The sequence below is a fragment of the Mucilaginibacter gynuensis genome (assembly GCF_039541195.1).
Taxonomy (GTDB): Bacteria; Bacteroidota; Bacteroidia; order Sphingobacteriales; family Sphingobacteriaceae; genus Mucilaginibacter; species Mucilaginibacter gynuensis.
In genome coordinates, this window is sequence record NZ_BAABFT010000013.1 from 89921 (window position 1) to 116660 (window position 26740).

The 26740-nt window shown below is 43.6% G+C and carries 24 protein-coding genes; 9 read left to right on the plus strand and 15 right to left on the minus strand.

The features are described 5' to 3' along the window. Window positions 1-49 precede the first annotated feature (49 nt). Window positions 50-1816, plus strand: a complete 1767-nt coding sequence (gene argS, locus ABD894_RS20680) for an arginine--tRNA ligase (protein WP_345212979.1) — start codon at window positions 50-52, stop codon at window positions 1814-1816. A gap of 74 nt (window positions 1817-1890) precedes the next feature. On the opposite strand, the gene ABD894_RS20685 is transcribed toward argS, so the two are convergent. The 6 genes from ABD894_RS20685 to ABD894_RS20710 all read right to left on the minus strand — a co-directional run bounded on the left by ABD894_RS20685 (window position 1891) and on the right by ABD894_RS20710 (window position 6453). Beyond that, complete coding sequence (locus ABD894_RS20685; RefSeq protein ID WP_345212980.1) at window positions 1891-2184, minus strand: hypothetical protein; 294 nt, start codon at window positions 2182-2184, stop codon at window positions 1891-1893. A gap of 247 nt (window positions 2185-2431) precedes the next feature. Continuing rightward, window positions 2432-3328 (minus strand): 3-hydroxybutyryl-CoA dehydrogenase, encoded by an 897-nt coding sequence (locus ABD894_RS20690; protein WP_345212981.1) that lies wholly within the window; start codon window positions 3326-3328, stop codon window positions 2432-2434. A 63-nt stretch (window positions 3329-3391) separates the two neighbouring features. Beyond that, a complete protein-coding gene (bioD, locus tag ABD894_RS20695) occupies window positions 3392-4009 on the minus strand; it encodes a dethiobiotin synthase (RefSeq protein ID WP_345212982.1) in 618 nt (205 codons plus the stop codon). After that, a complete protein-coding gene (locus ABD894_RS20700) occupies window positions 4002-5129 on the minus strand; it encodes an aminotransferase class I/II-fold pyridoxal phosphate-dependent enzyme (RefSeq protein WP_345212983.1) in 1128 nt (375 codons plus the stop codon). Before ABD894_RS20700 ends, bioD begins: the two co-directional genes overlap by 8 nt. A gap of 60 nt (window positions 5130-5189) precedes the next feature. Next, entirely contained in the window at window positions 5190-5588 is a 399-nt protein-coding gene (locus ABD894_RS20705; RefSeq protein ID WP_345212984.1) for a hypothetical protein, read from the minus strand. A 91-nt stretch (window positions 5589-5679) separates the two neighbouring features. Then, window positions 5680-6453, minus strand: coding sequence for an XRE family transcriptional regulator (locus tag ABD894_RS20710; RefSeq protein WP_345213040.1), 774 nt, complete (start codon window positions 6451-6453; stop codon window positions 5680-5682). Window positions 6454-6535: 82 nt separating this feature from the next. Here ABD894_RS20710 and ABD894_RS20715 point away from each other — a divergent pair, with 82 nt between their 5' ends. Next, window positions 6536-6889, plus strand: coding sequence for a GIY-YIG nuclease family protein (locus ABD894_RS20715; RefSeq protein WP_345212985.1), 354 nt, complete (start codon window positions 6536-6538; stop codon window positions 6887-6889). Here the strand turns inward: ABD894_RS20715 and msrB are convergent. From msrB to ABD894_RS20735, 4 genes are all read right to left on the minus strand, one after another. After that, on the minus strand, window positions 6879-7373 hold the full coding sequence (gene msrB, locus ABD894_RS20720) for a peptide-methionine (R)-S-oxide reductase MsrB (protein WP_345212986.1): 495 nt from the start codon (window positions 7371-7373) through the stop codon (window positions 6879-6881). The genes ABD894_RS20715 and msrB overlap by 11 nt on opposite strands. Before the next feature lie 52 nt (window positions 7374-7425). Beyond that, window positions 7426-7977: a fasciclin domain-containing protein gene (locus tag ABD894_RS20725; protein ID WP_345212987.1), complete on the minus strand. Its 552-nt coding sequence runs from the start codon at window positions 7975-7977 to the stop codon at window positions 7426-7428. Between the two features lie 10 nt (window positions 7978-7987). After that, complete coding sequence (locus tag ABD894_RS20730) at window positions 7988-11185, minus strand: tolB protein precursor (RefSeq protein ID WP_345212988.1); 3198 nt, start codon at window positions 11183-11185, stop codon at window positions 7988-7990. A gap of 76 nt (window positions 11186-11261) precedes the next feature. Then, window positions 11262-13586 carry a penicillin-binding protein 1A gene (locus tag ABD894_RS20735; protein WP_345212989.1) on the minus strand — a complete coding sequence of 775 codons (2325 nt, stop codon included), beginning with the start codon at window positions 13584-13586 and terminating at the stop codon, window positions 11262-11264. Window positions 13587-13699: 113 nt separating this feature from the next. Between ABD894_RS20735 and ABD894_RS20740 the strand changes: the two genes are divergently transcribed. Continuing rightward, entirely contained in the window at window positions 13700-14581 is an 882-nt protein-coding gene (locus ABD894_RS20740; RefSeq protein WP_345212990.1) for a polyphosphate kinase 2 family protein, read from the plus strand. A gap of 168 nt (window positions 14582-14749) precedes the next feature. Here ABD894_RS20740 and ABD894_RS20745 read toward each other — a convergent pair whose 3' ends face one another. The 3 genes from ABD894_RS20745 to ABD894_RS20755 form a co-directional block, all read right to left on the minus strand. Continuing rightward, window positions 14750-17773 carry a GH92 family glycosyl hydrolase gene (locus ABD894_RS20745; protein WP_345212991.1) on the minus strand — a complete coding sequence of 1008 codons (3024 nt, stop codon included), beginning with the start codon at window positions 17771-17773 and terminating at the stop codon, window positions 14750-14752. A gap of 189 nt (window positions 17774-17962) precedes the next feature. Beyond that, on the minus strand, window positions 17963-18742 hold the full coding sequence (locus tag ABD894_RS20750) for an amidohydrolase (protein ID WP_345212992.1): 780 nt from the start codon (window positions 18740-18742) through the stop codon (window positions 17963-17965). 66 nt (window positions 18743-18808) lie between these two features. Then, entirely contained in the window at window positions 18809-19954 is a 1146-nt protein-coding gene (locus ABD894_RS20755) for a methionine aminotransferase (protein ID WP_345212993.1), read from the minus strand. Window positions 19955-20315: 361 nt separating this feature from the next. On the opposite strand from ABD894_RS20755, the gene ABD894_RS20760 reads away from it, so the two are divergent. The 5 genes from ABD894_RS20760 (at window position 20316) to ABD894_RS20780 (ending at window position 24257) form a co-directional block, all read left to right on the plus strand. Next, on the plus strand, window positions 20316-21287 hold the full coding sequence (locus ABD894_RS20760; protein ID WP_345212994.1) for an ABC transporter substrate-binding protein: 972 nt from the start codon (window positions 20316-20318) through the stop codon (window positions 21285-21287). 1 nt (window position 21288) lies between these two features. Further along, the gene (locus tag ABD894_RS20765) at window positions 21289-22152 is read left to right on the plus strand and encodes an ABC transporter permease (protein WP_345212995.1); all 864 of its coding nucleotides are present in this window, start codon (window positions 21289-21291) and stop codon (window positions 22150-22152) included. 2 nt (window positions 22153-22154) lie between these two features. Continuing rightward, window positions 22155-22904, plus strand: a complete 750-nt coding sequence (locus tag ABD894_RS20770) for an ABC transporter ATP-binding protein (RefSeq protein WP_345212996.1) — start codon at window positions 22155-22157, stop codon at window positions 22902-22904. Between the two features lie 42 nt (window positions 22905-22946). Then, window positions 22947-23246, plus strand: a complete 300-nt coding sequence (locus ABD894_RS20775) for a hypothetical protein (protein ID WP_345212997.1) — start codon at window positions 22947-22949, stop codon at window positions 23244-23246. Between the two features lie 489 nt (window positions 23247-23735). Then, entirely contained in the window at window positions 23736-24257 is a 522-nt protein-coding gene (locus ABD894_RS20780; RefSeq protein ID WP_345212998.1) for a tetratricopeptide repeat protein, read from the plus strand. 142 nt (window positions 24258-24399) lie between these two features. On the opposite strand, the gene ABD894_RS20785 is transcribed toward ABD894_RS20780, so the two are convergent. Together ABD894_RS20785 and ABD894_RS20790 are read right to left on the minus strand one after the other, a co-directional pair. Continuing rightward, on the minus strand, window positions 24400-25350 hold the full coding sequence (locus tag ABD894_RS20785) for an aldo/keto reductase (protein WP_345212999.1): 951 nt from the start codon (window positions 25348-25350) through the stop codon (window positions 24400-24402). Window positions 25351-25366: 16 nt separating this feature from the next. Beyond that, window positions 25367-25606 carry a hypothetical protein gene (locus ABD894_RS20790; protein WP_345213000.1) on the minus strand — a complete coding sequence of 80 codons (240 nt, stop codon included), beginning with the start codon at window positions 25604-25606 and terminating at the stop codon, window positions 25367-25369. Between the two features lie 183 nt (window positions 25607-25789). Between ABD894_RS20790 and ABD894_RS20795 the strand changes: the two genes are divergently transcribed. After that, window positions 25790-26740, plus strand: a complete 951-nt coding sequence (locus ABD894_RS20795) for an MBL fold metallo-hydrolase (protein WP_345213001.1) — start codon at window positions 25790-25792, stop codon at window positions 26738-26740.

The following is a 26740-nucleotide window of genomic DNA, read 5'->3' on the forward strand; positions in this document are numbered from 1 at the left end:
TCGTGGAAATTTTCCGCCAAACTCCCGGCATTTTAATTAATTTTGCCCGATGAATTTTATTGTTGAAGCAGCCGTTAAAGCGGTTAAAGACTTATACCAAACCGATATTGCCCCCGCGGATATCAATTTACAGGAAACCCGTAAAGAATTTGAAGGCCAGTTAACTATTGTAACCTTTCCGTTCACCCGTTTTTCACGTAAATCGCCCGAGCAAACCGGTAACGAAATTGGCGAATACCTGAAGGCCAACCTGCCCGAAGTAGCTGCTTTTAACGTAATAAAAGGCTTCCTCAATATTTCTATCAGCGATGCTTTTTGGCTGGATACCTTATACAATGAAATATTACCGGCAAGTTTCGCCGAAGCAAAGCCAAACGGACAAAAGGTAATGGTGGAATATTCATCACCAAATACCAACAAACCGCTGCACCTTGGCCACATCCGTAACAACTTATTAGGTTATTCGGTAGCGCAAATTTTAGGCGCGGCCGGTTACGAAGTTATCAAGGCCAACCTGGTGAACGATCGTGGTATCCACATTTGTAAATCAATGCTGGCCTGGCAACAGTTTGGCAATGGCGAAACTCCTGAATCATCGGGTCTTAAAGGCGATCATTTGGTGGGTAAATACTATGTGATATTTGATAAGGAATACAAAAAACAGATAGAAGCTTTAAAAGCTGAAGGCCAAACGGAAGACGAAGCTAAAAAGAACGCTCCGCTGATAAAGCAAGCCCAGCAAATGCTGCAACAGTGGGAAGCAGGCGACGAAGCGGTGATCAGCCTGTGGAAAACCATGAACAGCTGGGTATATGCCGGTTTTGCCGATACCTACAAGGCGCTTGGTGTTGACTTTGATAAATACTATTACGAATCAAATACCTACCTATTAGGTAAGGATATTATTGAAGAAGGACTTGCAAAAGGTGTATTCTTTAAAAAAGAGGATGGTTCTGTTTGGATAGATCTTACTGCCGACGGACTGGATGAAAAACTCGTTTTACGTTCGGATGGTACATCGGTTTACATTACCCAGGATTTGGGTACAGCCCAATTAAAGTATAACGAATTCCACATGGATAGGTCGATATACGTGGTGGGTAACGAGCAGGATTATCACTTTAAAGTACTTTTCCTGATACTGCAAAAATTAGGTAAGGCCGGGGCCGATGGCTTGTATCACCTTTCGTACGGTATGGTCGATTTGCCTTCGGGTAAAATGAAATCGCGCGAGGGTACGGTAGTTGATGCCGACGATCTGATGGCCGAAATGGTGCAAACTGCCAAAGAACAAACGGATGCTGCCGGTAAGGTAGACGGCTTTGGCGAAGAAGAAAAAAAGCAGTTATATCACACTATAGGTATGGGGGCGCTAAAGTACTTCCTGTTAAAGGTTGATCCAAAGAAACGCCTGTTATTTGATCCTAACGAATCGGTAGATTTTCAGGGACATACAGGCCCATTCATTCAATATACCCATGCCCGTATCCGTTCGGTATTGAGCAGGGCAGGTATCGGTTTTGATGATCGTACACCTATAACCGAACTGGCCAAAGAAGAACGCGACCTGATCGTATGGTTGAACCAGTTCCCACAGATCATCACTACCGCGGCTAACGAATACAGCCCGGCGGTAATAGCCAATTACGTATACGAACTGGCTAAACTGTTCAATAAATTCTATCACGAAAAATCAATACTTTCTGCCGAAGACGATACCCTGAAACAGTTCAGGTTGCAATTATCGGCAGCATCGGCCAAGGTGATTAAGAAAGCCATGGGCTTGCTGGGCATCGAAGTGCCTGAAAGGATGTAAAAGATTATAGTATTTGCATTTCAACTTTGACAACTTTTAAAAAGTTGTCAAAGTTATATACGGCTCATTTATAATTATCGCCAGTAGCCTTTATGCCACACATGGCCACGGCGTGTTTGTTCCCAATGGCCTTGTACGTAAACGTGGTTTCGACGGGGTTGAGTGTAGTAACCATTTACGTAAACATAGCGGTGGCTACGATAAGCCCATTCGCCCGGCACCCAAACAGCGCCACGGTAAGGCACAGGTGGTCTGTTATAATAAGGATCGGCAGGGCGCACAGCCACATAACGATTGCTGCTGCATGAAGTTATAAGAAACGATACCACCAGCATCGCCAATATTCCGAATTTTGATATTGCTTTCATAATATGTAGTATTTACCGGTTTGACCATACTACATAATAAATGGTTTAAAGTGAGGCGGCACTTACCCTGTCATCGCCATGCTCAACATCTCTTTCCGCTGCGCAAAGTTTTTTGTCATTCGGCATTTGGTCATCAGTCATTAACCTTTCCGACTTTCGCCTTTCCGCTTTAACCTTTAACCTTTAACCTTTCCGCTTTCGCCTTTCCGCTTTAACCTTTATCCTTTCACCTTTCCGCTTTAGCCTTTTAGCTTTCACCATTAAACTTATCTGCCACTACCAATTCCTTACTTCCCGGTGTGTACTTGTAAAACCCATTGCCCGATTTTACACCTGTGCTACCCGCCGTTACCATATTTACCAGCAGCGGACAAGGAGCATATTTAGGATTTCCGAAACCGCTATGCAATACATTTAAAATGGCGAGACAAACATCCAAACCAATAAAATCGGCCAGTTGCAGCGGACCCATGGGGTGTGCCATCCCAAGCTTCATTACGGTATCAATTTCGTGCACACCGGCCACGCCTTCGTACAAAGTATAAATAGCCTCGTTTATCATAGGCATCAGTATGCGGTTGGCCACAAAGCCGGGGTAGTCGTTTACCTCTACCGGGTCTTTCCCCAAATGCCTCGATAGCGCCATAATGGTAGAAGTAACCTCATTGGTAGTGCTGTAACCGCGAATCACCTCTACCAGTTTCATCACCGGTACAGGGTTCATAAAGTGCATGCCAATTACATTGCCCGGTTTTTTGGTAACCGACGCGATGCGGGTGATGGATATAGAGGATGTGTTTGAGGCCAGTATGGTATCCTCGCCGCAAATATCGCTAAGTTGTTTAAACAGGTTCAGCTTAATATCCGGGTTTTCGGTGGCGGCTTCTACCACCAGATCGGCATTTTGGGCACCTGCGGTTAAATCGGTATAGGTGGTGATATTGGCAAGAGTATCAGCTTTTACCTGTTCGGTTATGCTGCCTTTTTTTACCTGCCGGTCGAGGTTATTGGCAATAGTTTGCAAGCCCTTGCTTAAAGCTGCCTCGTTTACATCAACTAACGACACTGTAAAGCCGTATTGCGCAAAGGTGTGCGCAATACCATTCCCCATAGTGCCCGAACCTATAACCGTAATATTTTTCATTGGTGTACTGTTTGTAATTGATATACTAATGTGAGGCAAATTATTCGCATAGCAAAATGCCGCTTATAATTGAATGTAATTGCCTGCCTCAACAATTATCTTTTTATCAATAGCCGGATATTCCGGGATATGGCCCAGCAGTTTTACGCCGGTATAATCCAATATGTATTTCTCCGAATAACTATCGCTAATGCCGTTAAAAATAATACCCTCCAGTGGGATGCCGTATTGTTTTAAGGCCGCAACTGATAACAAGGTATGGTTGATACTGCCCAAATAATTACGCGATACCAGTATCACCTTAGCGTTTAGTTGCTTTATCAGGTCGATCAATAAGTTGCCCGAATTAAGGGGCACCATCAATCCGCCTGCGCCTTCAATTAGTAAGCGGTTGTTTGTTTCGGGGAGATTGATCTGTTGCAGATCTAACGTAATACCATCCAGATCGGCCGATTTATGAGGCGAATAAGGCTGTGTTAAACGATATGCTTCGGGATGAAATACAGTTTGGGTGTTTGATACGAGGCTTTGTACTTTCAGGGTATCGCTATTATCCAAGTCGCCGGATTGAATGGGTTTCCAATAGTCGGCCTTTAGTTTTTCTACCAATATGGCCGATACAATGGTTTTGCCAATGCCGGTGCCAATGCCGGTTATAAATAATGGTTGTTGATCAGCCATGTAGCAATGTATTAATGGTGTTAGTAAGTAAAGCGATGTCCTCTATTGTATTATAGCTGTGCAGGCAAATCCTTATCCGTTCGCTGCCCTGTGGTACTGTCGGGCTAAATATCGGCCTGATGTCCATTCCCGCTGCCTGTAATGCTGCGGCTACCTCGCGGGCTTTTTCGTTACTGTTCAGTACCAGGCATTGTATCGGGCTATCACTGACCAGCAGGGGATAGGCAGGGTTATGTTGGACTCCTTGTTTAAAAGCGGCTATATTGTTTTGTAAGGATTCGATCTCGCTATCAGCACCCTGTAAAAACTCATAAGCTATTTTTACCGATGCCAGTTGATGGAATGATGCCGCCGTGGTGTAAATAAAAGAACGGGCAAAATTAATGAGGTACTCCCGCAATTTGTTACTGCCTAAAACTATGGCTCCATGGCAACCCAAAGCTTTACCGAAGGTAACTATTTGCGCAAATACCTTATCCTGTAAGCCCTGTTCGACTACTATCCCTTTATTATACAAGCCAACAGCGTGCGCTTCGTCAACAATGAGGGCGGCGTTGTATCTTTCGGTAATCTCAATAATTTCTTTTATGGGCGGGGTGTCGCCATCCATAGAGTAAACACTTTCAATACCTACATAACAATTGCCTTTGGCCTGTTTCAGTTTGTCTTCGAGACTTTGCAGATCGTTATGTTTAAAGGTATAGCGGTTAGCGTGGCTTAAACGTGCGCCGTCAATTACAGAGGCATGTATCAGCTCGTCCAAGATGATGGTATCGCCGCGCTGCGGGAGAGATGAGAACAAGCCTACATTAGCATCGTATCCCGAGTTAAATAATAATCCTGTTTCACTATTGTGCCAGGCGGCTATTACTTTCTCTAAAGTTTCGGTATAAGTTAAGTTGCCGGCCAGTAAGCGCGATCCGGCGGAGCCGTTCATGCTGTCGGGGTACTGGTTTACCTCCGTGGTTATTTTTTCTTTTAGTGCGGACGATCGCGCGAAACCAAGGTAATCGTTTGAGCAAAAATCTATCAGTAGGTTCTCCGGTTTTAGCGTTCGGTAAATACCTGCCGACTGCCTTTCGGCGAGTTTTTGTTCTATAAAGTTTTCAAACGACCTCACAATGCGAAAATGAATTTCGGCTAAAATAAGAAAAGCGGCCGATAGCCGCTTTTCTTTAAATTAATTTTGTGATGGAGGAGGGGTTCCGCCGTCACCGCCACCCTGGCGCATTCTGCCCATTCTTTCTTTTTGTTGCTTGTCAAACGCTTCAGCTTGTTCTTTAGTTAATAAAGCTTTCACTTTGTCGTTCGATGCTTGCATCAAAGGCATCATTGCCTTCAACAACTCTTGTCTGTCGGCGTTGTCACCGGCAGCTTTTCTTACGCTGTCTCTTTTAGTGTTTTGCTCTTTGTAAATAGCAACAATCTTAGTGGTCTGATCGTCAGTTAACTTCAAATCAGATTGTAATTGTTTAGCCCTGTCTTCGGGGCTCATTCTACGGCCACCACCGCCACCCTGGGCATGGCTTACAGCTGCAATTCCTAAAAACAGGCAGCACATTAACAAAATCTTTTTCATTCTTCTATTTGTTTGGTTTTTATAGATGTTTTGATAAAAGTAATGTATAATGGTTTAGCCGCACCCGTGTAACTTAATTGTTGCTTGTAACTTAGTTGTTGCTTTGCAGCTTGGATATTGAGCGTTGCATTTGGGCCATCATGGCTGTTAAACTTTCCATAGTAGGCTCGGGTGTTGGGGTAGGTAATTGGGTTGATATATAACCCTTTGCCTTCCATATTTCCAGTATATCCTCGCCGCCTATTTCATAAGGTTCATACGCCGGATTGTCTGACATTAATTTCAGCTTTTTGTTATCCCTGAATTTGTTGCCTATACGTTTATATACTACACCTTCGGTTTTTGATAACACCACGTAGGTTTCACCTTGTTTAATATCGCCCCAGTTTTCTACATACTCACCTATTATAATAGTACCCGATAATAAAGGCAGCATCGAGTCGCCTTTTATTTCGAAAGCACGGTAAGTGCCCTGCTTAAACATGGGCAAATAAAACTTAGGCAGTTTTGATACATATTCAGGGTCGGCGTAGCCATTCATATAGCCTGCGCTGGCTTTCATCGGTACCAGTTCAATATTCTCGTTATCATCCTTATCTACCGATATGCTAAGCACGCGCAAATTGGCCGGATTACCCTTTGGTTTTGGCGCCCATTTCTCATCGATGGTTTCTTTTATAAAATCATCAATGGTTACATCAAAGAAAGATGCTATCGTTTTTAGCAATTCGTATTTTGGTTCAGCTCTTTCTTCTTCATACGCACCCACTAAAGACCGTTTTATACCAACCTGATCTGCAAATTGTTGCTGGGTTAAGCCTTTCTTTTTCCTTAGGAATTTAATATTTGATGAAATAATTGACATAAAATTTGGATTTGCTAAAATAGTTAGTATTTTTATGCTCATAAAATTAGTAATTATTTTTTAAACAGCAAATTTTATTATCATGAAACGCTTTATTTATATCATTACAGACAGAAACAGAAACAATTTGCACGTAGGCTTAAGCTCGGATTTGCTAAAAACACTGGAGTTTTACAAACAGATGCCAACCCTGTTTTTCGACAGCGCGCAGCAGCTTACCCGCCTTGTTTATTTTGAAGAGATAAATTCTGAAGAGATGGCTATGGAGCGTTTTAAATTTGTGAGCACTTTTACCCGCATGCAAAAAGAAAGAATGATCAGGGCTGTTAATAAGGAGTGGGTTGATCTTACCATTGGTTTAAGCCAGGAAGGGAACACCCGTGTAAGACCACAGCTGCGCCCTTCAATAAGCCCACGCCGCGCGGTTACTTTTTAATAAACTTTAACGCGCCCGAGTTCATGCAGTACCTTTTACCGCCACGGTCGGCAGGGCCGTCGTCAAATACGTGGCCAAGGTGCAGGCCGGTACTTTTTTCAACTACCTCGTCGCGGCTCATGCCGAAGCTGCGATCAGTTACTATGGCAATTTTGCTCATGCTAACCGGTTTAACAAAACTCGGCCAGCCGGTGCCGCTGTCAAATTTATCGTCGGATGTAAATAGTACTTCGCCGGTGGCAGCGCTAACATAAACACCTTTTTGGTGATTGTTCCAGTATTCGTTCTTATATGGGGTTTCGGTGCCCTGTTCAACCATAATGTGGTATTGGTTGGGCGTAAGTTTGGTTTTCCAAACTGATTTATCTGCCTTGGTAACTTCTTTGACAGCATCGTTCTTTTTATCGGTTTGGCCTTTTGTGTTTTCGCAGCCAATAGCTGTAATAACACCTAATATCAGTATAATTATTATCGACTTTTTCATACTTAAAGATACGTATGAAAATGCCCTGTAGTTTGTCAGCTAACGGTCTTGTTTACAATGCCGGGGAGGGAATGAGCAAAGCGGTTACGGTATGCAATACACCGTTAAGCTGTTGCACATCAAAACGACTGACCACACTTTGGCTTCCGTTTTCATCGGTAAGCGCTATGTTGCGGTTAGCATCTATTTTAGCTGTAAGCTTGCTGCCCGCAAGCGTGGTAAATACAGCCTGCCCATTATTCATTTTTATTTGCCTCGCAATATCTGCCGATGTTATTTTACCGGCCAGTATATGGTTATTGATCAACCTTGCCAGTTCTATCTTATGTTCGGGTTTTAAAAGGGTGTCGATAGTACCGGCAGGTAAAGCCGCGAACGCTTTGTTGTTAGGCGCTAAAATGGTTACGGGCGTAGTGCCTGTAAATTGCGTTGATAAGCCTGCCTTTTGTATAGCGTTCAGCAAAACCGTGAAGTTTTTGGCCGTAGCTAAATTATCATAGATGCTTTTTGTTGCAGGCATGTTATCGCCATCAATGGTTTTCACCTGCGCGCTAACATGCAAACAAAGCAAGCCTGCTAAAAAGGCTAATATAAATTTCCTCATCACTATAAAATTACCAACCCGGTGTAAATGCAAGCCCGAATACCGGTTTTTTAACATCGGTACGGTTAAACGGAATGGCATAGTAAGGTTCAAGTATTAACGCGCCAAATAGGTTAACACGTATAGATACACCGGCACTTAACGCAGGCACTCTGCCATAAACATTGGTAGTTAGTGGTTTATTATCCATATCAACAGCCGGGTTTCCGTTGGCATCCAATAGCTGGCGTGTACCTACAATCGGCGGATCTTTTCTGAAGTATATCTTGTCGCCTTTGCTCCATGCCAAACCGGCATCAAAGAAGAAGTTAAGATCCGTAAATAAGAAACCCGATTTTATTTGCGCTAACTTTTCAGGCCCGGTAAGTGGTAAACGTACCTCGAAGTTAGCTACGGCTATCCTATCGCCCGATAATTGATCGATATTGAAACCGTTGGTTGACGCGCTTTGCGCATTGTAAAAGCTCTGTGCTTCATAACCCCTTATCAGGAATGGATAGCCTACATATAACGGGTATAAGCGGTTATCGCTGTTACCAAAACGACCTGTACCATATAAACGGGCGGCAAATGTAACCGGTGCTACACGCACATATTTTCTTAAATCTATAGTAGGCGAGAAGAAGTTGAAAGAGCCGAAAATATATTCAGCCTCTAAATGATACCTGAAACCATTAAGCGGTCCGGTAACTCCGAAGAATGAGTTATCGCCAATTAAAGCCACATTGGCTTTTAACAGGGTATATGATTTAAGGCTGAAACCAAGCGTGTTTTCAACTTCATTATTGTTAACCTTTTTGCGGTCGGCATTATAAAAGTAAGAGTAGTTATTTACCGTATCGATTACTGATGTAGTACGGTAACGATCTGTACGGTATGAGTTATAAGATGCACCGGTACCAAATTGCAATCGGTTAATGCGTGAAATAGGGTACGAAGTGAAAATGTTTATCGCGTCCTCAAAGTTCCTTACGATATAGTTATCGCTGTTGAACACTAACTCGCGGTTACCGTTAATTTCCTGATAATCGTATGATTGGTTGTAGAAACCAAACTGGTAAGGAATATGCGATACGCTGATACCTTTATCCCACCTGCCTTTTTGATTAACATAGGCAAACTGGGCACCAAAATCGTAGATCTGGCCGTTTACGTTAGCGGCAGCATATATTTGATTTTGGCCCAATATATCGCTGAATATAGCTTGTATACCACTTGACAGGCCTGTACCGTAATAGCTATTCACCCCAATACCGATACCGCTGCTGGCCAGGGCATCCATTTTGAACATCGGGCGGTAAGGCGAACTTTTAATCGAATCGCTGCCTATGCGCGGGTAAGCCAAAAAATTATTTAGGTTGGAGTTGATCAGGTCGACACCTACCGAACGCGGCGGCGGCAACATACCCGCTGCAAAGTTTACATCGGTAGCCTGTACCTCTTTGGGTTTAAAATCGGTAGCCTTGGCATTGTATAATAAATATTTCTGCTTGCGGTAATAGGAGTATAAAACGTCATCGTTATTTGATACGCTCAACGCGGGCGAAAACTCCGTAATACCACTGATACCGGTGAACAACTCTGTCATCTGCTCAATTTTACCGGTGGCAGGTTCAAAGCGGTATAAGTTGCGGTAACCATCGCGGTTTGACAGGAAGAAGATCTTATTACCATCAGCCGAGTAAACCGGGTTAAGGTTATTGGCACCGTTAAATATCATGTAATCGGTTACCTTGCCGGTGGCTATATCCAATTCGGCCAGGTTAAAGCTGATATCCTGCGAAGTTGATCTGTCGTAAGTAGTACGGTCGCTTGCGAAAACTATCTTTTTACCATCGCGCGAATAGTTCGGCTGGTAATCAGAGTATTTATCGTTGGTAAGTTGTTTTAGTTCTTTGGTTTCGAGGTTGTAAGTATACAAATCGCCCTGGCCTTCTGATAAACCCTGGAAAGCGATATGCTTACCATCAGGCGACCAGGTAAGGTTACCGAATTGTTCGGCTTTACCCATCGAGAGGTCGTATTTTACACGGCCGTTATTTACATCAACAACCAATAACCTGTTACGGCCTTTGTTGAACACGCTGAAAGCGAATTGCTTGCTATCCGGCGACCATGCGCCAGCCGACTCTATAAAGTTAAATTCATCAATATGCGTGTTAGATACCTTGCTGCTTAACCGCCGGATGATGCGGCCCGATTTAGCATCGGCGAGATAGAGGTCTATCGTAAACAGATCCTTCGACGACAGGAAAGTAAGATACTTTCCATCCGGACTTACAGTAGGGGCAACGTTCATTTCGCTGCCGCTTTTCTCGTCTATCACGCGGTAACCTACCGGTTTCTGCACGGTATCTAATAACAGTGGTTTATAAGTGTTCTCGATAGAGTTTTTCCAAAGGCGCGACAGCGTCTTGTCATCATACCCGAATGTACGGCGAATACCATACTCCAAACCAAAGCGTGCCGTATTTTTAAAGAAAGGCACAATTACGGTATCGCCATAAGTTGAACCAATGAACGACCAAAAGGCCTCACCATAGCGGTAAGGGAAGTATTTATTGCTCTCGGTAAGGTCTTTTACCGATGGGATATCTTTATTCAAATAGGCATCGCGCATCCACATGGCGGTGTAAGGGTCTTTTTTACCTATGGATAAATACTCGGCCATACCCTCAATCATCCACAAGGGGATGTTTCCCAGGTTTTCGTAACTGGTTGAATCTTTCCCTAATAAAATGTGGTACTGAAACGCGTGCACTAACTCGTGGCCAATTACGTGCCTGGTGGTATGGTTGGTTTCCATTACCGGCATTACCACACGGTTTTTTAAACCCTCGGTAACACCACCTGTACCCACACTGATCTCGCCGTCAATAGCCGTGGTTTGTTGAAAATCGGGGTGATTATTATATAGTATTACCGGATTGGCAATATTAAAGGTATCCCTGAAAACCTGTTGATGCAGGGTATACCAAAGCTCGTTCTCCTGCGCGAAACGTTTGATCAAACTATCATTATGCATATAATAATAGATATCAAAGTGCGGGGTTTTATACAGCTTAAAGTTTAGCTTTTTGTAGCGCACCTTGTTTTGGCCAAAGTACTGCGCATTTGCCTGCGTGGTAAGCAATACAGGCGATGCAAAGCAAAGGGCGATAAGGATATATTTTACAACTTTATATACAGGGGTAAAAGTTTTATTCATGGTTGATGAATTGATAATAACTTAGGGCTAATTTACTTAAATGGCTAATTAAATTTATAAGCTGTTAAAATAATTATTACTGTGTTACAGGTTGTTCACCTTCGGGCTGTGTTTCGGGTGTGGTGGTTTCAGGCGCTGTTATCGCGCTGTCGGCATCAAAGCCCATGCTATCGGTTGATGTGGTATCTACCGATATATGCGGCGACGGGCACATGTACTCCTTGGTTATTTTTACCCATGGCTTAGGGAACGCGCCATAAGTGTAACCCGATTTAGGATCGCCATATACTTTCTCCATAAAACGACCGAATATTGGCAGCGCGGTACGCGAGCCTTCGCCGGTTTCTGATGTTTTGAAGTGTACGCTGCGGTCATCGGCACCTACCCATATACCGGTAACCAAATCCTTGGTGATCCCCATATACCAACCGTCTACATAGTCGGATGAGGTGCCTGTTTTACCACCTATCTGGTTGTTTTTCTTCCATATATCGTACTCCCAAAGGGCTTGTGATGTACCACCCGGTTCTTCCATACCCCCACGGAACATGTACAACATCAGCCAGGCGGTTTCTTCGCTTAATACCCTTTCGGTTTTCAGTGTAAACTCCTGCAATACATTACCTTGCTGGTCGGTTATTTTTGTTACCAGCAGCGGATCGATCTTTTCGCCTTTATTAAGGAAGGTGCTGTAAGCCCTCGCCATTTCATAAACAGATACATCGTTTGAACCTAATGATACGGATGGTACCGATTTCAACGGACTTTCTATTCCGCATTTATGAGCGTATTCTACAATTTTATCCCAGCCTACCTTTTCGGTTAACTGCGCGGTAATAGAGTTTACGGACCGGCCCATGGCCCAGCGTAACGACATTTCGCGGTATGAGAAATTGAAATCGGCATTGTTGGGCTGCCAAACTTCGTCCTTACCATTATCCTTATACTTTATAGTGACCGGTTTATCGGTAAATTTATCGCAAGGGGTGTAACCGTTATCGAGCGCGGTTAAATAGGCGAACGGTTTAAAGGTTGAACCAGCCTGGCGCCTTGATTGCTTTACGTGATCGTAATTGAAGTACTTATAATCGATACCGCCCACCCAAACTTTTATTTTACCGGTGGTTGGTTCAATGGTGATCATCCCGGTATTAAGGATGTGCGCGTAGTATTTAATAGAATCGATACTGGAGAAGGTGGTATCTTTTTCGCCGTTCCAGGTGAATACCTTCATCCGTTTTTTGGTTTTGAAGTAGTTTTGGATCTGTACGGTATCACCCTTGTATTTCTTCTCTAAAAGTTTGTAAATGGGCAGGCGCTGCTCGTTTTTCAGGATGAAATCCTTTATTTCTTCACCTTTTGAATCTCGCCACGGATTTTTATCGCCCCAAACATTATTAAAGCGTTTTTGCAGCGATTTCATCTTTTCAACAACAGCTTCTTCGGCATACTGTTGCAGGCGCGAATCAATAGTGGTGTATATCTTCAGGCCGTCTTCATACAGGTTGTAATCGTTATCCTTACACCATTTATCCAGCCATTTTTCTACCGCGCGGCGTATGTATGAATCGCCATGCGAATCGTTATCCACATACCTTAAATCGAGATTAAGCGGAAGACTTACATTGCTTTTGTACTGGGCCTCATTAAGATAATTGTTCTTTTTCATTTGCCCCAAAACCACATTACGGCGTTCAATAGCCCGCTTAGGGTTGCGTATAGGGTTGTAGGTCGATGTGGCTTTCAACATCCCGATCAATGTAGCCGCCTCTGCCGGATTAACCAGATCGGGCGTTTTGTCGAAATATTTAAGCGCCGCCGTTTTTACACCAAAGGTGTTATTACCAAAAGGCACGGTATTGAAATACATGGTAAGTATTTCCTGCTTGCTGTAAATATGCTCAATTTTAAAGGCGGTAAGCCATTCTTTAAACTTATAAACCACCGTGCTTAATACCGGGATATACCTTACCACACCCTGCGATTTCTTTTTGCGGGTTTTGAAAAGATTTTTAGCCAGCTGCTGTGTAATGGTACTGCCGCCACGCCTGTCGCCTTTGGCGGTAGAGAGCATGCTGCTGAAAAATGATACTACATCAACACCGTTATGTTTGTAAAAACGCTCGTCTTCGGTAGCTACAAGGGCATTAATGAGGTTGGGGGATATACTTTTAAAATCGACAGGCGAGCGGTTTTCCTTAAAATATTGGCCTATAAGCTTGCCGTCGGCAGTATAAACTTCTGATCCTACTGATAGGGTAGGCATTTTAATGTCCTGCATATCAGGTGAATAACCGAATAGCCACAGGAAGTTTAGCTCGATAGAGCAAAAAAATATGATTGTGAAGTAAATAAATATAACAAAATAGCGCAGGTATTGGTTTCTTATGCGTCTGAACATGTGGTAAAGATGTAAAAATATGGTGCTAAATCATAGCGGGATAATAAATATTAACAACGTAAAAATATCACGTAAATTTTAGGTTCATATTTTTATCTGCTTATTTTTTAATTATGAAGGATATAAAAAGTAAATTAAAGGTCGATCAAGGTAAAAAATTCAACTTAAAAGACTATGATCCGGCCTACTCGGCCGACCTGAAAAAGGAAGATGCCGAAGGTATACTGCAAGGTTTGGTAGCCGAAATTTCGGAATTGCAAAACCAATTATACGCTGCCAATAAGCAATCGTTGCTGATCATTTTTCAGGCGATGGACGCGGCGGGTAAGGATAGCGCCATTAAGCACACCATGAGTGGCATCAACCCGCAAGGCTGCCAGGTATACAGTTTTAAACAGCCCAGCACCGAAGATTACGATCATGATTTTTTGTGGCGACATTACAAGGCTTTGCCCGAACGTGGCAGGATAGGTATCCATAACCGGTCGCATTACGAAAATGTGCTGGTTGTAAAAGTACACCCAGAATATGTACTGAAGGAAAGTATCCCCGGTATTGATAGCGTAAAAAAGGTAGATAAGGATTTTTGGGCGCAACGTTACGAGAGCATTCGCCAGTTTGAAAAACACCTTACCGCTAATGGTACTGTAATTATCAAATTCTTTTTAAACCTTTCAAAGGAAGAGCAGAAGGAACGTTTTCTGAAACGTATAGATGACCCTTCGAAAAACTGGAAATTCTCGGCTGCCGATTTGCAAGAGCGCGGGTATTGGGATGATTACATGCAGGCCTACGAAAAAGCAATCAGCGAAACTTCTACAACAGATTGCCCGTGGTATGTTATCCCGGCAGATAAAAAATGGTTTACTCGTGTAGCAATATCAACCATTGTGTTGGATACGCTTAAAGGATTAAAAATGGCTTACCCGGAGTTGTCAGATGATGATAAAACGAGGTTAGATGGTATTAAAACCGAACTTGTTAATAGTAAATAGGAATATAAATAAAGAACAACCACAGCCGCTCGCCTCCAGGCGAGTGGCAACTATCCCACGGCCTCCGGCCGTACTCAAATAATAAAAATGCGTACGGCCGGAGGCCGGGTAATAATGGTCACTCGCCCGGAGGCGGAGCGACTGCAAAATTGTTGATATAAAATTCTTTTACTCTACCGTAATTTCATCCGCAAAAATATACGACTGATTGCCTTTGCTTTCGTGCCATTCGGGTAGCGGACCGTATTGTTTGGCAATCACTTTAATGAAACGGGTACGCAGGTTAATATCGGCGCTGAAATCCTGTGTTTGCGGTTTGGTATCGGTAATGTCAACTTTGGTATTAACCGTACTTACAAGCTTATAGGTTTTGCCGTCGTTTGATACCAGGTACTGCACATTTTTAGGGAAAACTATCCACGAGCCGCTATCCTGCAAAGTACCAAGGCTTACCTTTTTAACTTCTTTAACCTGCCCCAAATCAAGCACAGCTTCCAAATCCTTTCCCTGGTAGCCCTGCCAGTTGCCTATTCGCCAGTTGGCCTTACCACGGATGCCATCTATGAGTGCAATATCGCCTTGCGCGGCATAATTGGGCAGGTAACGGTTGGTCAGCGTTAGCTTAATATCGCCCCTTATTTTAGTGAAGGTGCCCACATCTACAAAACTTTGTTTGCCATTATTAATAGCTATGGTTTTTATAGTAGTGCTGTTGCTGATGCTGAACGGTTTGGTGTACAGGGTTGAGCTTGCTGTAGGTTCAGTGCCATCTAATGTGTAATATAATTTCGCGAGACTATCGGCACTTGATATGCTGATGCTCATCGGGCTGGTAAAGGTTTGCGATGGCGCGATGATGTACGGGTTAGGCACAATCAGGTTATCGGTAATGGCCGACTTGCCCTTTTCCAGATCCTGCATGAAGATCTTGTTAGGTAACCTGCCGGTGAAAACTTCAAAATCGCCGCCTTTGTTAATGTCGTTGAAATCAAGATACAGCTTGTTGTAAACCTCTTTGTTGAAGTTCATGCCCTGTAAATAGGTATTAGCCCGGGTAATAGCCGCGCCGCTGTTACTGATCACAAATTTTTTGCCGTTCTCTAAATTAATGGTGGCTTTTTCAAACTGAGGCAGGCCTATCTGGTATTGCAGCTGACCCGGCGCTATGTTGTAAATACCCAATGCACTCATTACATACCATGCCGACATCTGTCCGCAATCTTCATTGCCGGCCAGGCCGTCAGGCTGGTCACTGTATTCTTCATCAAAAATTTTGCTGAGCATATACTGTGTTTTATGCGGCGAATTGGTGAAGTTGTACAGATAAGCTATGTGATGACTTGGCTCATTGCCATGTGCGTACTGACCGATCAAGCCCGTAACATCAGCCTGTTCGCGACCGCTTAGTTTAGCTTGTGTGGTAAATAACTCATCTAACTGAATTTCAAAGTTCAGCTTGCCACCCATGCTTTTCATCAACCCCTCCACATCCTGCGGAACTAAAAATGAGTATTGCCAGGCATTGCCCTCGGTGTAGTTATTGTTGATTTCGGTTGGCTCGAAAGGGTTATACCAGCCGCCATTGGCGCGGGCTTGCATAAAGCTGTTCTCGTCGTTGAAATTGTTTTTCCAGTATTGGGCGCGCTGTATGTATTCGGTATAGTCCTGAGGTTTGTTCAGCATTTTGGCCATTTGGGCTATGCACCAATCATCGAAAGCGTATTCTAAAGTTTTAGATACCGACTCATGTTCATCATCGCTAAGCACTACACCGTTTTTACGGTAAACATCAAGACCGAATTGTGTGCGGTTAACGGCTGCTTTCATAGCAGTGAACGCTTTCTCCGCATCAAAATCGCGGATGCCTTTGGCGTACGCGTCAACAATAACCGGAATAGCGTGGTTGCCCACCATACAATAAGTTTCGGTACTTGCCAGCGGCCATATCGGCAGCAAGCCGCCCTCATCATACATTGCCAAAAACGATTTGATAAAATCGAGCGTGCGTTTGCGGTCGATGATGCTCAACAGCGGGTTTTCGGCACGGAAGGTATCCCATAATGAGAATACCGTATAATAATTAAAGCCCTGCGCGGTATGGATCTTTTGATCGAGGCCGCGGTATTGGCCATCCACATCGTTATAAATATTGGGGGCCAGCATGGTATGGTACAATGCCGAGTAAAATATCACCTGTTTTATTCTCGCCGGGTCGGGTAATTTCTTTTTTGTTTCTGGGCGACCGTAACCATTATATACGCCGTTTGATGTTGACGGTTGCATGGGCAGGGGCGGAGCGCCGCCTTCCACCTGTATTTTTGAAAGCTCTACATTCCAGGCGGCTTTAGCGGCTTTTCTTACTTTCACGAAATCGAAATCGGGTACCTCGGCATCCAGGTTTTTCAATGCGCCTTCGGCACTAACGGCAGATATACCCACTTTGACAATTACTTCGCCGGGGTTATCAAACTGTATGTACATCTTTATGTTTTTGCCCTCAGCCTTGTTTTTGCCTTGTTCAACCTTATCGTTAACGGCTATACCGTAGGTTTTAAATGGTTTGGAGAACTTAGCGTAGAAGTATACATGCTGATCGTTAGCCCATGATTTTGATTTGCGAAAACCACGGATCTCATGGTCGTTAACTACTTCAATCCACGATTCAAGCACCTCGTCGCGGTGTTGCAGGTCGATAATGATATTGGCTTGCGCTGTCTTCGGGAAATCGTACCGGTGTACGCCAACGCGTTGCGTAGCGGTAAGTTCGGCCTCTATATCGTATTTTGAAAGTTCGGTTTTGTAATAGCCGGGAGAGGCTTCTTCATCTTTCTTTTTAAATGGCGAGCTGTATTCGGTATTCTTAAATTTAGGTTCGCCGGTGGTTGGCATAAACAGTACGTCGCAATAATCGGCAATGCCTGTACCGCTCAAGTGTGTGTGCGAAAAACCGTAAACTACGGTATCTGTATAATGGTATCCCGAGCAGCCATCCCAACCGGTAAGCCTGGTATCCGGACTAAGCTGCACCATACCGAAAGGCATTACCGCGCCCGAGTAGGTATGCCCGTGGCCACCTGTACCTATAAACGGGTTAACAAATTGCGTGTAATCTTTCTTTTTTTGGGCCGATGCCGTTACGGAAATGATCAATACCAATGCGCCGGTTAAAACGCCGCGTATTACAGATACCATTGATTGATTTTTAGATTTTTTAATTAACGCAAAATACTACGTTTAGTGTGAATATCTGAAAAAATCCAACAACCTGAACGAAATTTGTATCTGTAAGTAAAAAGGTGTAGCTAACACGTTCTATAAGAATGCTTTGATTTGCTTGTGCGGACAACTGCCTGTTATATTTTTGTACCGAAGCTATCTGTATTAATCTTTGATCTCGAACTTATCGGCATCCTTTAAAAAGGGGAGGGTGCGGCGTGCTTTTTCCAGTTCGTAGGCTATAATGGTGAAGGTGTATACATCTTCTTCGTCGCGTTTGTAGTATACCACGTTGCCGTTGGGGTCTATGCAGGTTGAATCTCCGGAATGGTATACTTCGTTGCCATCGTGACCAACACGGTTTACACCTATTACATAGCTTTGGTTCTCCACGGCACGGGCGGGGATAAGGGTACGCCAGTGCAAAGCACGTCGCTCGGGCCAGTTGGCTACAATCAGCAGCAGATCATACTCGGCATCTACGTTACGCAACCACACCGGGAAACGCAGATCGTAACATATAACCGGGCAAATTTTCCAGCCATTAAGTTCAACTATCAGTTTTTTTACGCCAGCGGTATAAGTTTCATGCTCTTTACCAAGAGCGAATAAATGACGTTTATCGTAATGCTCATAGCTACCATCGGGGCGCATCCATATCAGGCGGTTGTAGCATTTGCCGTTTTCTACAATAATAAGGCTGCCGGTAATTACACAATCAAACTTTTTGGCGGTGGTGTGCATCCACTCTATGGTTTTGCCGCCCATGGGTTCGGCTAAAGTGGCGGCATTCATGGTGAAGCCGGTATTAAACATTTCGGGCAGGATGATGAGATCAGTTTTTTCGCGGATGCCGGATAACCGGAGGGTTATATTCTGGAGATTTTTATCAATATTTTCCCAAAATAAATAGCCCTGAAATACTGTGATCTTTAAATTATCCATAAGCGAAATGTTTTTTATAGGTTCGGCAAATAATAGCCTTGTACGTACATACTATGCTTTAGGTTATTAAACCTTCATCAATCTATCAACGGCTTTATCGAGCGTTTCTTGCCTTTTGGCAAAACAAAAACGTAATACATGATGATCAGTACCCTTGCTATAAAACACCGATGTAGGGATAGATGCCACCCCAAATTCTTTGGTTAAACGTATGGCGAAGTCCATATCTTTCTCGTCGGTAATGTCATTATAAGTTACTGACTGAAAGTATGATCCGTAGCATGGTAACAGCTTGAAACGGGTCTGCTCAAGTCCTTGGCGAAACGAATCACGCTTTTGCTGAAAAAAGCCCGGCAAGCTCAAATAATTATCTTCATTTTTTAAAAATTCGGCCAACCCGTATTGCATGGGTGTGTTCACACTGAACACCAGGAACTGGTGGATCTTGCGGAACTCCTTCATCATATATTCGGGCGCTATGCAGTAACCAACCTTCCAGCCGGTGGTATGAAAAGGTTTACCTAAGGATGCGATGATGAAGCTGCGGTCGCGCAATTCGGGATAGGCGGCAATGCTGTGGTGGGTTTCGCCATCGTATATCAGGTGTTCGTATACCTCATCGCTCAAAATAAAAATATCCTGGTTTTTGATGAGGCTGTATAACTGCTCGATATCCTCCTTATGCAAAATAGTAGAGGTAGGGTTATGCGGCGAGTTAAGAATGATCATTTTTGTGCGGTTGGTGATCAGCCTTTTTACCATCTCCCAGTTAATACGATAATCGGGCGGATCAAGCGACAATGATTTCACCACGCCGCCCATCAGTTTAATGGCAGGGGCATAGCTGTCAAAAGCAGGCTCAAAAATAATTACCTCGTCGTTTGGATTAACTACCGTACTTATGGCTGTAAATAATGCCTGAGTACCGCCTGCGGTAATAGTGATCTCCGTTTCGGGATTGTATACCGCGCCGTAAAGTTTTTCGGTTTTAATAGCCAGTTGTTCGCGAAGCGACATAACGCCACCCATAGGCGCATATTGGTTATGGCCTTGTTTCATGGCGGCATTCACCAGGTCGGTTAATTCGGCAGAGCACTCATAATCAGGGAAACCCTGCGAAAGATTTATAGCACCAACCTCATTAGCCAGGGCCGACATGGTAGTGAATATGGTAGTTCCGGTTTGCGGAAGTTTTGATATAAAAGGAATCATCAGTGGCTAAAATAAGCGTTTTAATGTTTGAAGGGTGTGATTTGTTGAAAAATATGGGTTTGGTAGAGAGTGGGTTTAACCGCATAAAGGCTATTAACCACAGAGTGCACAGAGGTTTGCACGGAGTTACACAGAGAAAGCTAATAGTTTAATAGAGTACTTTGTTGTGGCGCAATAGTTCCTTTATTATGAATTATAGACCTTAAGATATAATAAAAACTCTGTGTAACTCCGTGAAAACCTCTGTGAACTCTGTGGTAAAAAAACAATAACCATAAAAAACTATAAACGTTTGTCATCACACCGCAATTACCAAATTCTTTCCACTTTCGCTTTTCTTACTTTTATTTACCTTAGTAAAATGATGAAGCCTCTAAAATTTATTAGTGCCCTGTTTATATTAGCAGCCATTGTATCGTGCCAATCAAAAACCAAAAGCGGCGTGCCCGTTGTGGGTTTTGTGGAAGCTTTTGAAGATGCCACCATATCGCAAGCCAAAACCGGTTTTGTTGATGCCCTTAAAAAGAACGGCTTTAGCGAAGAACAAAAGAACATCAAAATAGAATACAGCAACGCGCAGGGTGATATCCCAACCCTTACGCAGATCGTTAACCATTATGTGTCTGAAAATGTTGATCTGCTGGCAACCTCAACTACTTTATCATCGGTAACTGCCGTTCAAAAAACAACCACCATTCCTATCTTCGAAATGGTATCGCCAACACCGGAGCGTATGAACGTACTTAAAGATGGCAAGGCGCCGGTTAACCTGTTCGGTACGGTGGAAGATCTGAATTACATTGATACCTCGTTTTCCATCATCCCAAAACTGCTTAAACCAAAAGGGGCGAAGCTGGTGATCGGGATGATCTATAATCAATCTGAACCTCAATCGGCTGATGCTATGCAGCGTATTAAGGGTCTGGCAGATAAACTGAATGTTACACTGATCGCCCTGCCGCTTAATTCATCTGCCGATGCGCAACTGGTAACACAATCTTTATTGGGTAAAAACATCGACGCGTTTTTCGCCAATCCGGACAATACCGTGTTCGCGGCTTTTGAAACAATTAAAAAGAATTGCGACCAAAAAAATGTGCCCATTTTTACCAGCGAAGCAGGTTTGGTACAGCGCGGAGCAGTAGCCGCCTTTGGTGCAGATATTTACCAATGGGGATACCAGGCAGGTGAACAGGCCGCGCAATATTTAAAAACGCACAAAACCGATGGCCTGAAACCCGAAATGGTGAAGATCAGGAAAAGGGTATATAATCCGGAAATGGTTAAAAAGTATAACATCAGCATCCCCTCAAATTTTGAAGCTGTAAAATAAAATGGATTTTTATCTTACCGCGCTTTTACAGGGTTTGTGTTTTTCGGGCATCGCGCTGGGTATTTTCATATCCATGAAAATCTTTAACATTCCGGATATCACTACCGATGGCAGCTATACACTGGGCGGTGCGGTAACAGGCATATTGCTCACCCATCATCAGCCGGTGTACATTGCCTTGCCTGTTGTGCTTGGCGCGGGGGCATTGGCGGGTGCGCTTACAGGAATTATCCATACTAAGCTGAAAATAAATGCCCTGCTTGCCGGTATTTTGGTGATGACGGGTTTATACTCCGTTAATTTAACCATCATGGGGCGCTCTAATTTGCCGCTTATTGGTACCGCTACACTGTTCGATCTGCTGCATGTGATCACCGATCCTAACCAAAATACATTTTTAATATTGGCTGTAGTAGTGTTCATCGTGATACTGTTGATAGGCTACCTGCTCAAAACAGATTTCGGACTGGCTATGCGGGCCACAGGTAACAGCGAAAGCATGATCAGGGCATTAGGTGTAAATACCGATCGCATGAAAATCACCGGCTTGGCGCTCGCCAACGCGTTAACAGCGTTAAGTGGTTACTTGATGACCCAGTTTCAGGGCTTTGCCGATATTAATATGGGCATAGGTGTGGTTATAGTAGGTTTAGGCTCGGTAATAATTGCCGAAACATTTATCAACTGGTTAAGCATTACCTCTATATGGATAAGCCTGGCCCTGGTACTGGCCGGGGCGATAATATTTCAACTGGTGCTGGCTATTACGCTCGATATAGGGGTGGATGCCAATCTGCTAAAAATGGTAACTGCCGTATTTGTTTTATTAATAGTGGGTATACCGCGTTTGGCCTTTAAAAGATAACGATGATACAGTTAAGCAACGTAACCAAGGTATTTAATAAAGGTAAACCCGCCGAAATAACGGCGCTCAATAATGTGAGCGTTGAAATAAAAACGGGCGAATTTGTAGTGATAGTAGGGGCTAACGGTTCGGGAAAGAGTACGCTGCTTAACTTAGTAGCGGGCAGCGTTATTGCCGATGAAGGCAAAGTGCTGATAGATGATAACGACGTAACCAAACTGGCCGATCATCGCCGCAGTAAATGGATAGCAAGGGTATTTCAAAATCCGCTAAGTGGCACCGCGCCCGATTTGAGCATTCTGGATAATTTCAGACTGGCGGCTATCCGTACAAAAAGCAAAGGGTTATCGATAGGTATTAATGCCGGGTTTAAAAACGACGTGAGAACAAAAATTGCGACGCTGGGCATGGGGCTCGAAAATAAGATAGAACAACCCATGGGTACTTTATCCGGCGGACAAAGGCAGGCGCTTACCCTGCTCATGAGCGTTATGGACGATTGCAAGGTGCTTTTGCTGGATGAACCCACCGCGGCGCTCGATCCGCGATCTGCCGGGGTGGTGATGCAAACTGCCGATAAACTGGTAAAAGATTTCGCACTGACCTCAATTTTAATCACCCACAATTTAAAAGATGCCTATAATTATGGAACACGAATTATACAGATGGGCGAGGGGCAAATATTAAAAGACATTCCACAGTCACAAAAATTACAATTAAAGCAAAATGACCTTTTTGATTGGTTTAGTTAGGCTCCCGTAAAAAACTGGCAAAGTTATTGTATTTGGGTAAGTATGATGAAGACTAACAACTTTGAAACCATATACGACGCTTACCAACTGGTAAACGGTGCAAAAATAAAAGGCAAAAAACAAGACGAAATATTTGAGCTTGGCCATTACGATGCTAACAAACGCGGCTACACCGTGTACCCTTACGAAGAAGGCGTACGCTATAAAGACTTTAGCGTACTGGTATCTGAAAAAGAACTTAAAAATAACTACCTGATAGAAGTGGTAAAAGTAAAAGCCATCAATTCGGCTGTATCGCAAGCTGATGTGATGCAGGATATCAATAGCTTGAGAAGCGCTTAATTACCGCATTTTATTGAACTATTGCTGTCGCGAGTTTAGCATAGCGTAACTCGTGACAGAGCATGCCGAAAGCTTTCAGCTTTCGTGAAAACGATATGTATATTAATGTGGTTAAGTCTGAAAGCTTAAGCCATGTGTTATCCGAGTTACGCTATGCTAAACTCGCGATAGCCTATTAAATCGAGTCGTATCTGCCTGTATAATACCTCTTATTTCCCTAAGCCATTAACCTGCTGTATCTTAATTTTTGTAATACCGGTGCTTTATCGTTACTTTTGCAGCAAAACATACTGCAATGCTACGGATAAATAACTTCTGCAATAAAAATGTGGTGTGGCCTATGGCCTCGCTTCAGAAGCAGTGTGCAGCTACGTTACCACTCTTCTCTGTGCCGGTATAGTACAGTATCCTTACCAAAAAACGTACACAATTACTAATTACAATTTTTATTACGGCTTTTAATTTTAAGCCATCATCATAAATTTTTTTATGGACACTTTTTATTCTGTTGATGAAAAATATCTGCAGGCGGTTGACGAGTTAGCTTACGGCGAACGACCAATGGGCTTACGTTTACTTACCGAGATCATCAATAACGACCCAACTTATGCCAAGGCGCATTACCAGTTGGGTAAAATATATTATTACGAGGTGCACGATTATCAAACGGCCGGCTATCACTTCAAAACCTGTATCGATCTTGAACCTACCTTTCCTAACGCGTATTATCATTATATGCGTTTACTGGTTTTTTTAAATATGAAAACCCAGGTAATAAAGGTAAAAGAAAAGGCCCTTACAGTACCGGGTGTTTCCGCTGCTTCAATTTACAAGGTATCGGGCTTGTTTCAGGAAAAAAACAAAAACTGGGCAGCCGCCCTTGCCGATTACCGAACCGCCTTTATGGAGGTTACCGATAAACAGCAAAAAATTGATATTGAAGAAGCGATTGAGCGTGTAAAGTCTAAAATTCAACAAAAGCAGGCGTATACTTATGAGGTTATAGAATAAGGATAGGACTGTCACCCTGAGCTTGTCGAAGGGTGTGTGGGTGAGGGCCTCTACGCACGATCCTTCGACAAGCTCAGGATGACCCTTTGTAGGAATTTTGCAAAAAAAGCCATACCCGGTTATGCCGGATATGGCTTTCTTATTAATATTTACTTGAGTTATTCAATAACTCAATATCAGCATCGCTTAAATTAAGCTGTGCTGCTTTGGCAATATCATTGAGTTGTTTGGTACTGGTGGCGCTGGCAATAGGGGCGGTGATGCCCGGCCTTGCAATTACCCAGGCCACGGCTACCGTTGCCGGGTTAACGGCATGGTCTGCCGCTACTTTATCCAAAGCATCCAGTATTCTGAAACCGCGCTCATCCAAATATTTCTTTACACCGCCGCCACGCTGGCTCTTGTTCAGGTCCTCCTGCGAGCGGTATTTGCCGGTTAGGAAACCACTGGCCAGCGAGTAATAGGTAATTACCCCGATGTTATTTTCACGGCAAAGAGGCTCCAGTTCGGCTTCGTAACCTGCACGATCATATAAATTATATTCGGGTTGAAGGCTTTGGTACGCCGCCAAATTGTTTTCGGCACTTACCTGTAAAGCTTCCTTTAAACGGTCTGCCGTAAAGTTTGAAGCGCCTATCGCGCGTACTTTCCCTTGTTTTATCAGGTCGCTATAAGTTTCGAGTGTTTCGGTAAGCGGCGTGTCTTTATCATCGTCGTGCGATTGATACAGGTCGATATAATCGGTTTGCAAACGTTGCAAAGAATCTTCAACGGCTTGTGTAATGTAAGCTCTCGAAAGACCTTTTTTACCTTCGCCCATTGGTTTGCCCACCTTGGTGGCAATGGTAACCTTATCGCGCTTGCCCGATTTTTTTAACCAGTTGCCAATAATGTTCTCCGATTCGCCGCCTTTATTGCCGGGTACCCAGTACGAGTATACATCGGCTGTATCAATCAGGTCGAAACCCGAATCAACAAAAGCGTCCAGCAGCTCAAACGATGTTTTTTCGTCTGCTGTCCAGCCAAAAACATTCCCTCCAAAGGCAAAAGGGTTTACATATAATCCTGAACTTCCAATCTCTCTCTTTGTCATACTTAAAATTAAATGCTTATTGATGTGAATAATTAATTTGCTCGGCCAGTTCGTCTACCCAACCCGAAAAATAAGGTTCGGTACCGGCAACACGCACCCAGCGGCCATCATCATCTTTAGCAATAATTAAATGCAGGGTATTATCAACAGATTTAAATTCGTAGGCGGGCCCATAACCGTCGTACACTGTTTGTTGTACCATGCCATCAATCTGGCTGTCTGATCCGGTGAGTGTTGCTTCAAATATTCCTTCCATAATAATAAGTTTAAGTGTTAAGAACACCAAAAACGCTTATTGTGTTTGCCATGGCAAAGTGCTTTATTGTCTGATATATGTAATAAGAAACCTCGTGTATTAAGTGCATATTAATTATTTATTAAAACTATTAACTATACTAAGCTGTTCTTTAAAAGTATTCTGAAACCTATTTTAAGCATTATGAAAAAGAGTAAACCGAATTATTTCCAGGTTTCCCAGGGTGTTTGGGGAATGAAAATAACTTTTGTAAACATATATATGATAGCCAACCGCCGCAGCGCCGGTAAGGGTTGGGTATTGGTTGATGCAGGTTTACGGGGTACGGCAAAAAGGATCATCGCCATGGCCGAATCATTGTTCGGGCCGGGTACCAAACCTGCCGCTATTGTACTTACGCACGGACATTTTGACCATGTGGGTGCCTTGCAGGAACTTTTAAAATACTGGGATGTGCCTGTGTACGCGCATCCGCTGGAAATACCTTATTTAACCGGTGCATCATCATACCCACCGGCCGACCCAACCGTAGGCGGCGGACTAATGGCCTTAATGTCGTGGGCCTACCCTTCAAAACCTATCAACTTAGGCAGTAGGGTGATACCCATTGATAAATACGATGGCGTGCCCGAACTCCCGGAATGGAAAGTGATTCACACCCCGGGCCATACGCCGGGTCATATATCGCTGTTTTGGCCGCTCAATACTACGCTGATTGCGGGGGATGCCTTTACCACTACCAAAACAGAATCGGCTATTTATGTGCTCAACTTTATTCGTAAGCTATCCGGTCCGCCAAAATATTTAACTACCGATTGGCATGCCGCCGGAAAATCGGTACGTAAGCTGGCTGCCCTGCAACCACGCATCGCTTCTACCGGACATGGCGAAGTAATGCGGGGGAAAGAACTCCAAACGGAATTGAGCTACCTCGCTAACAACTTTAAAGAACTGGCGGTACCGCATCATGGCCGTTACATAAAACGTGCGGCAATGGCCGATGAAACAGGGGTGAAGTACGTACCATCATATACCGACGATAGCAACATAAAACTAAAGGCAGCCGCCATTGCAGTTGCAGCTACGCTTGCAGGCTTTTTAATAACACGGGTAGTAAATAAGCGACTGGTTTAA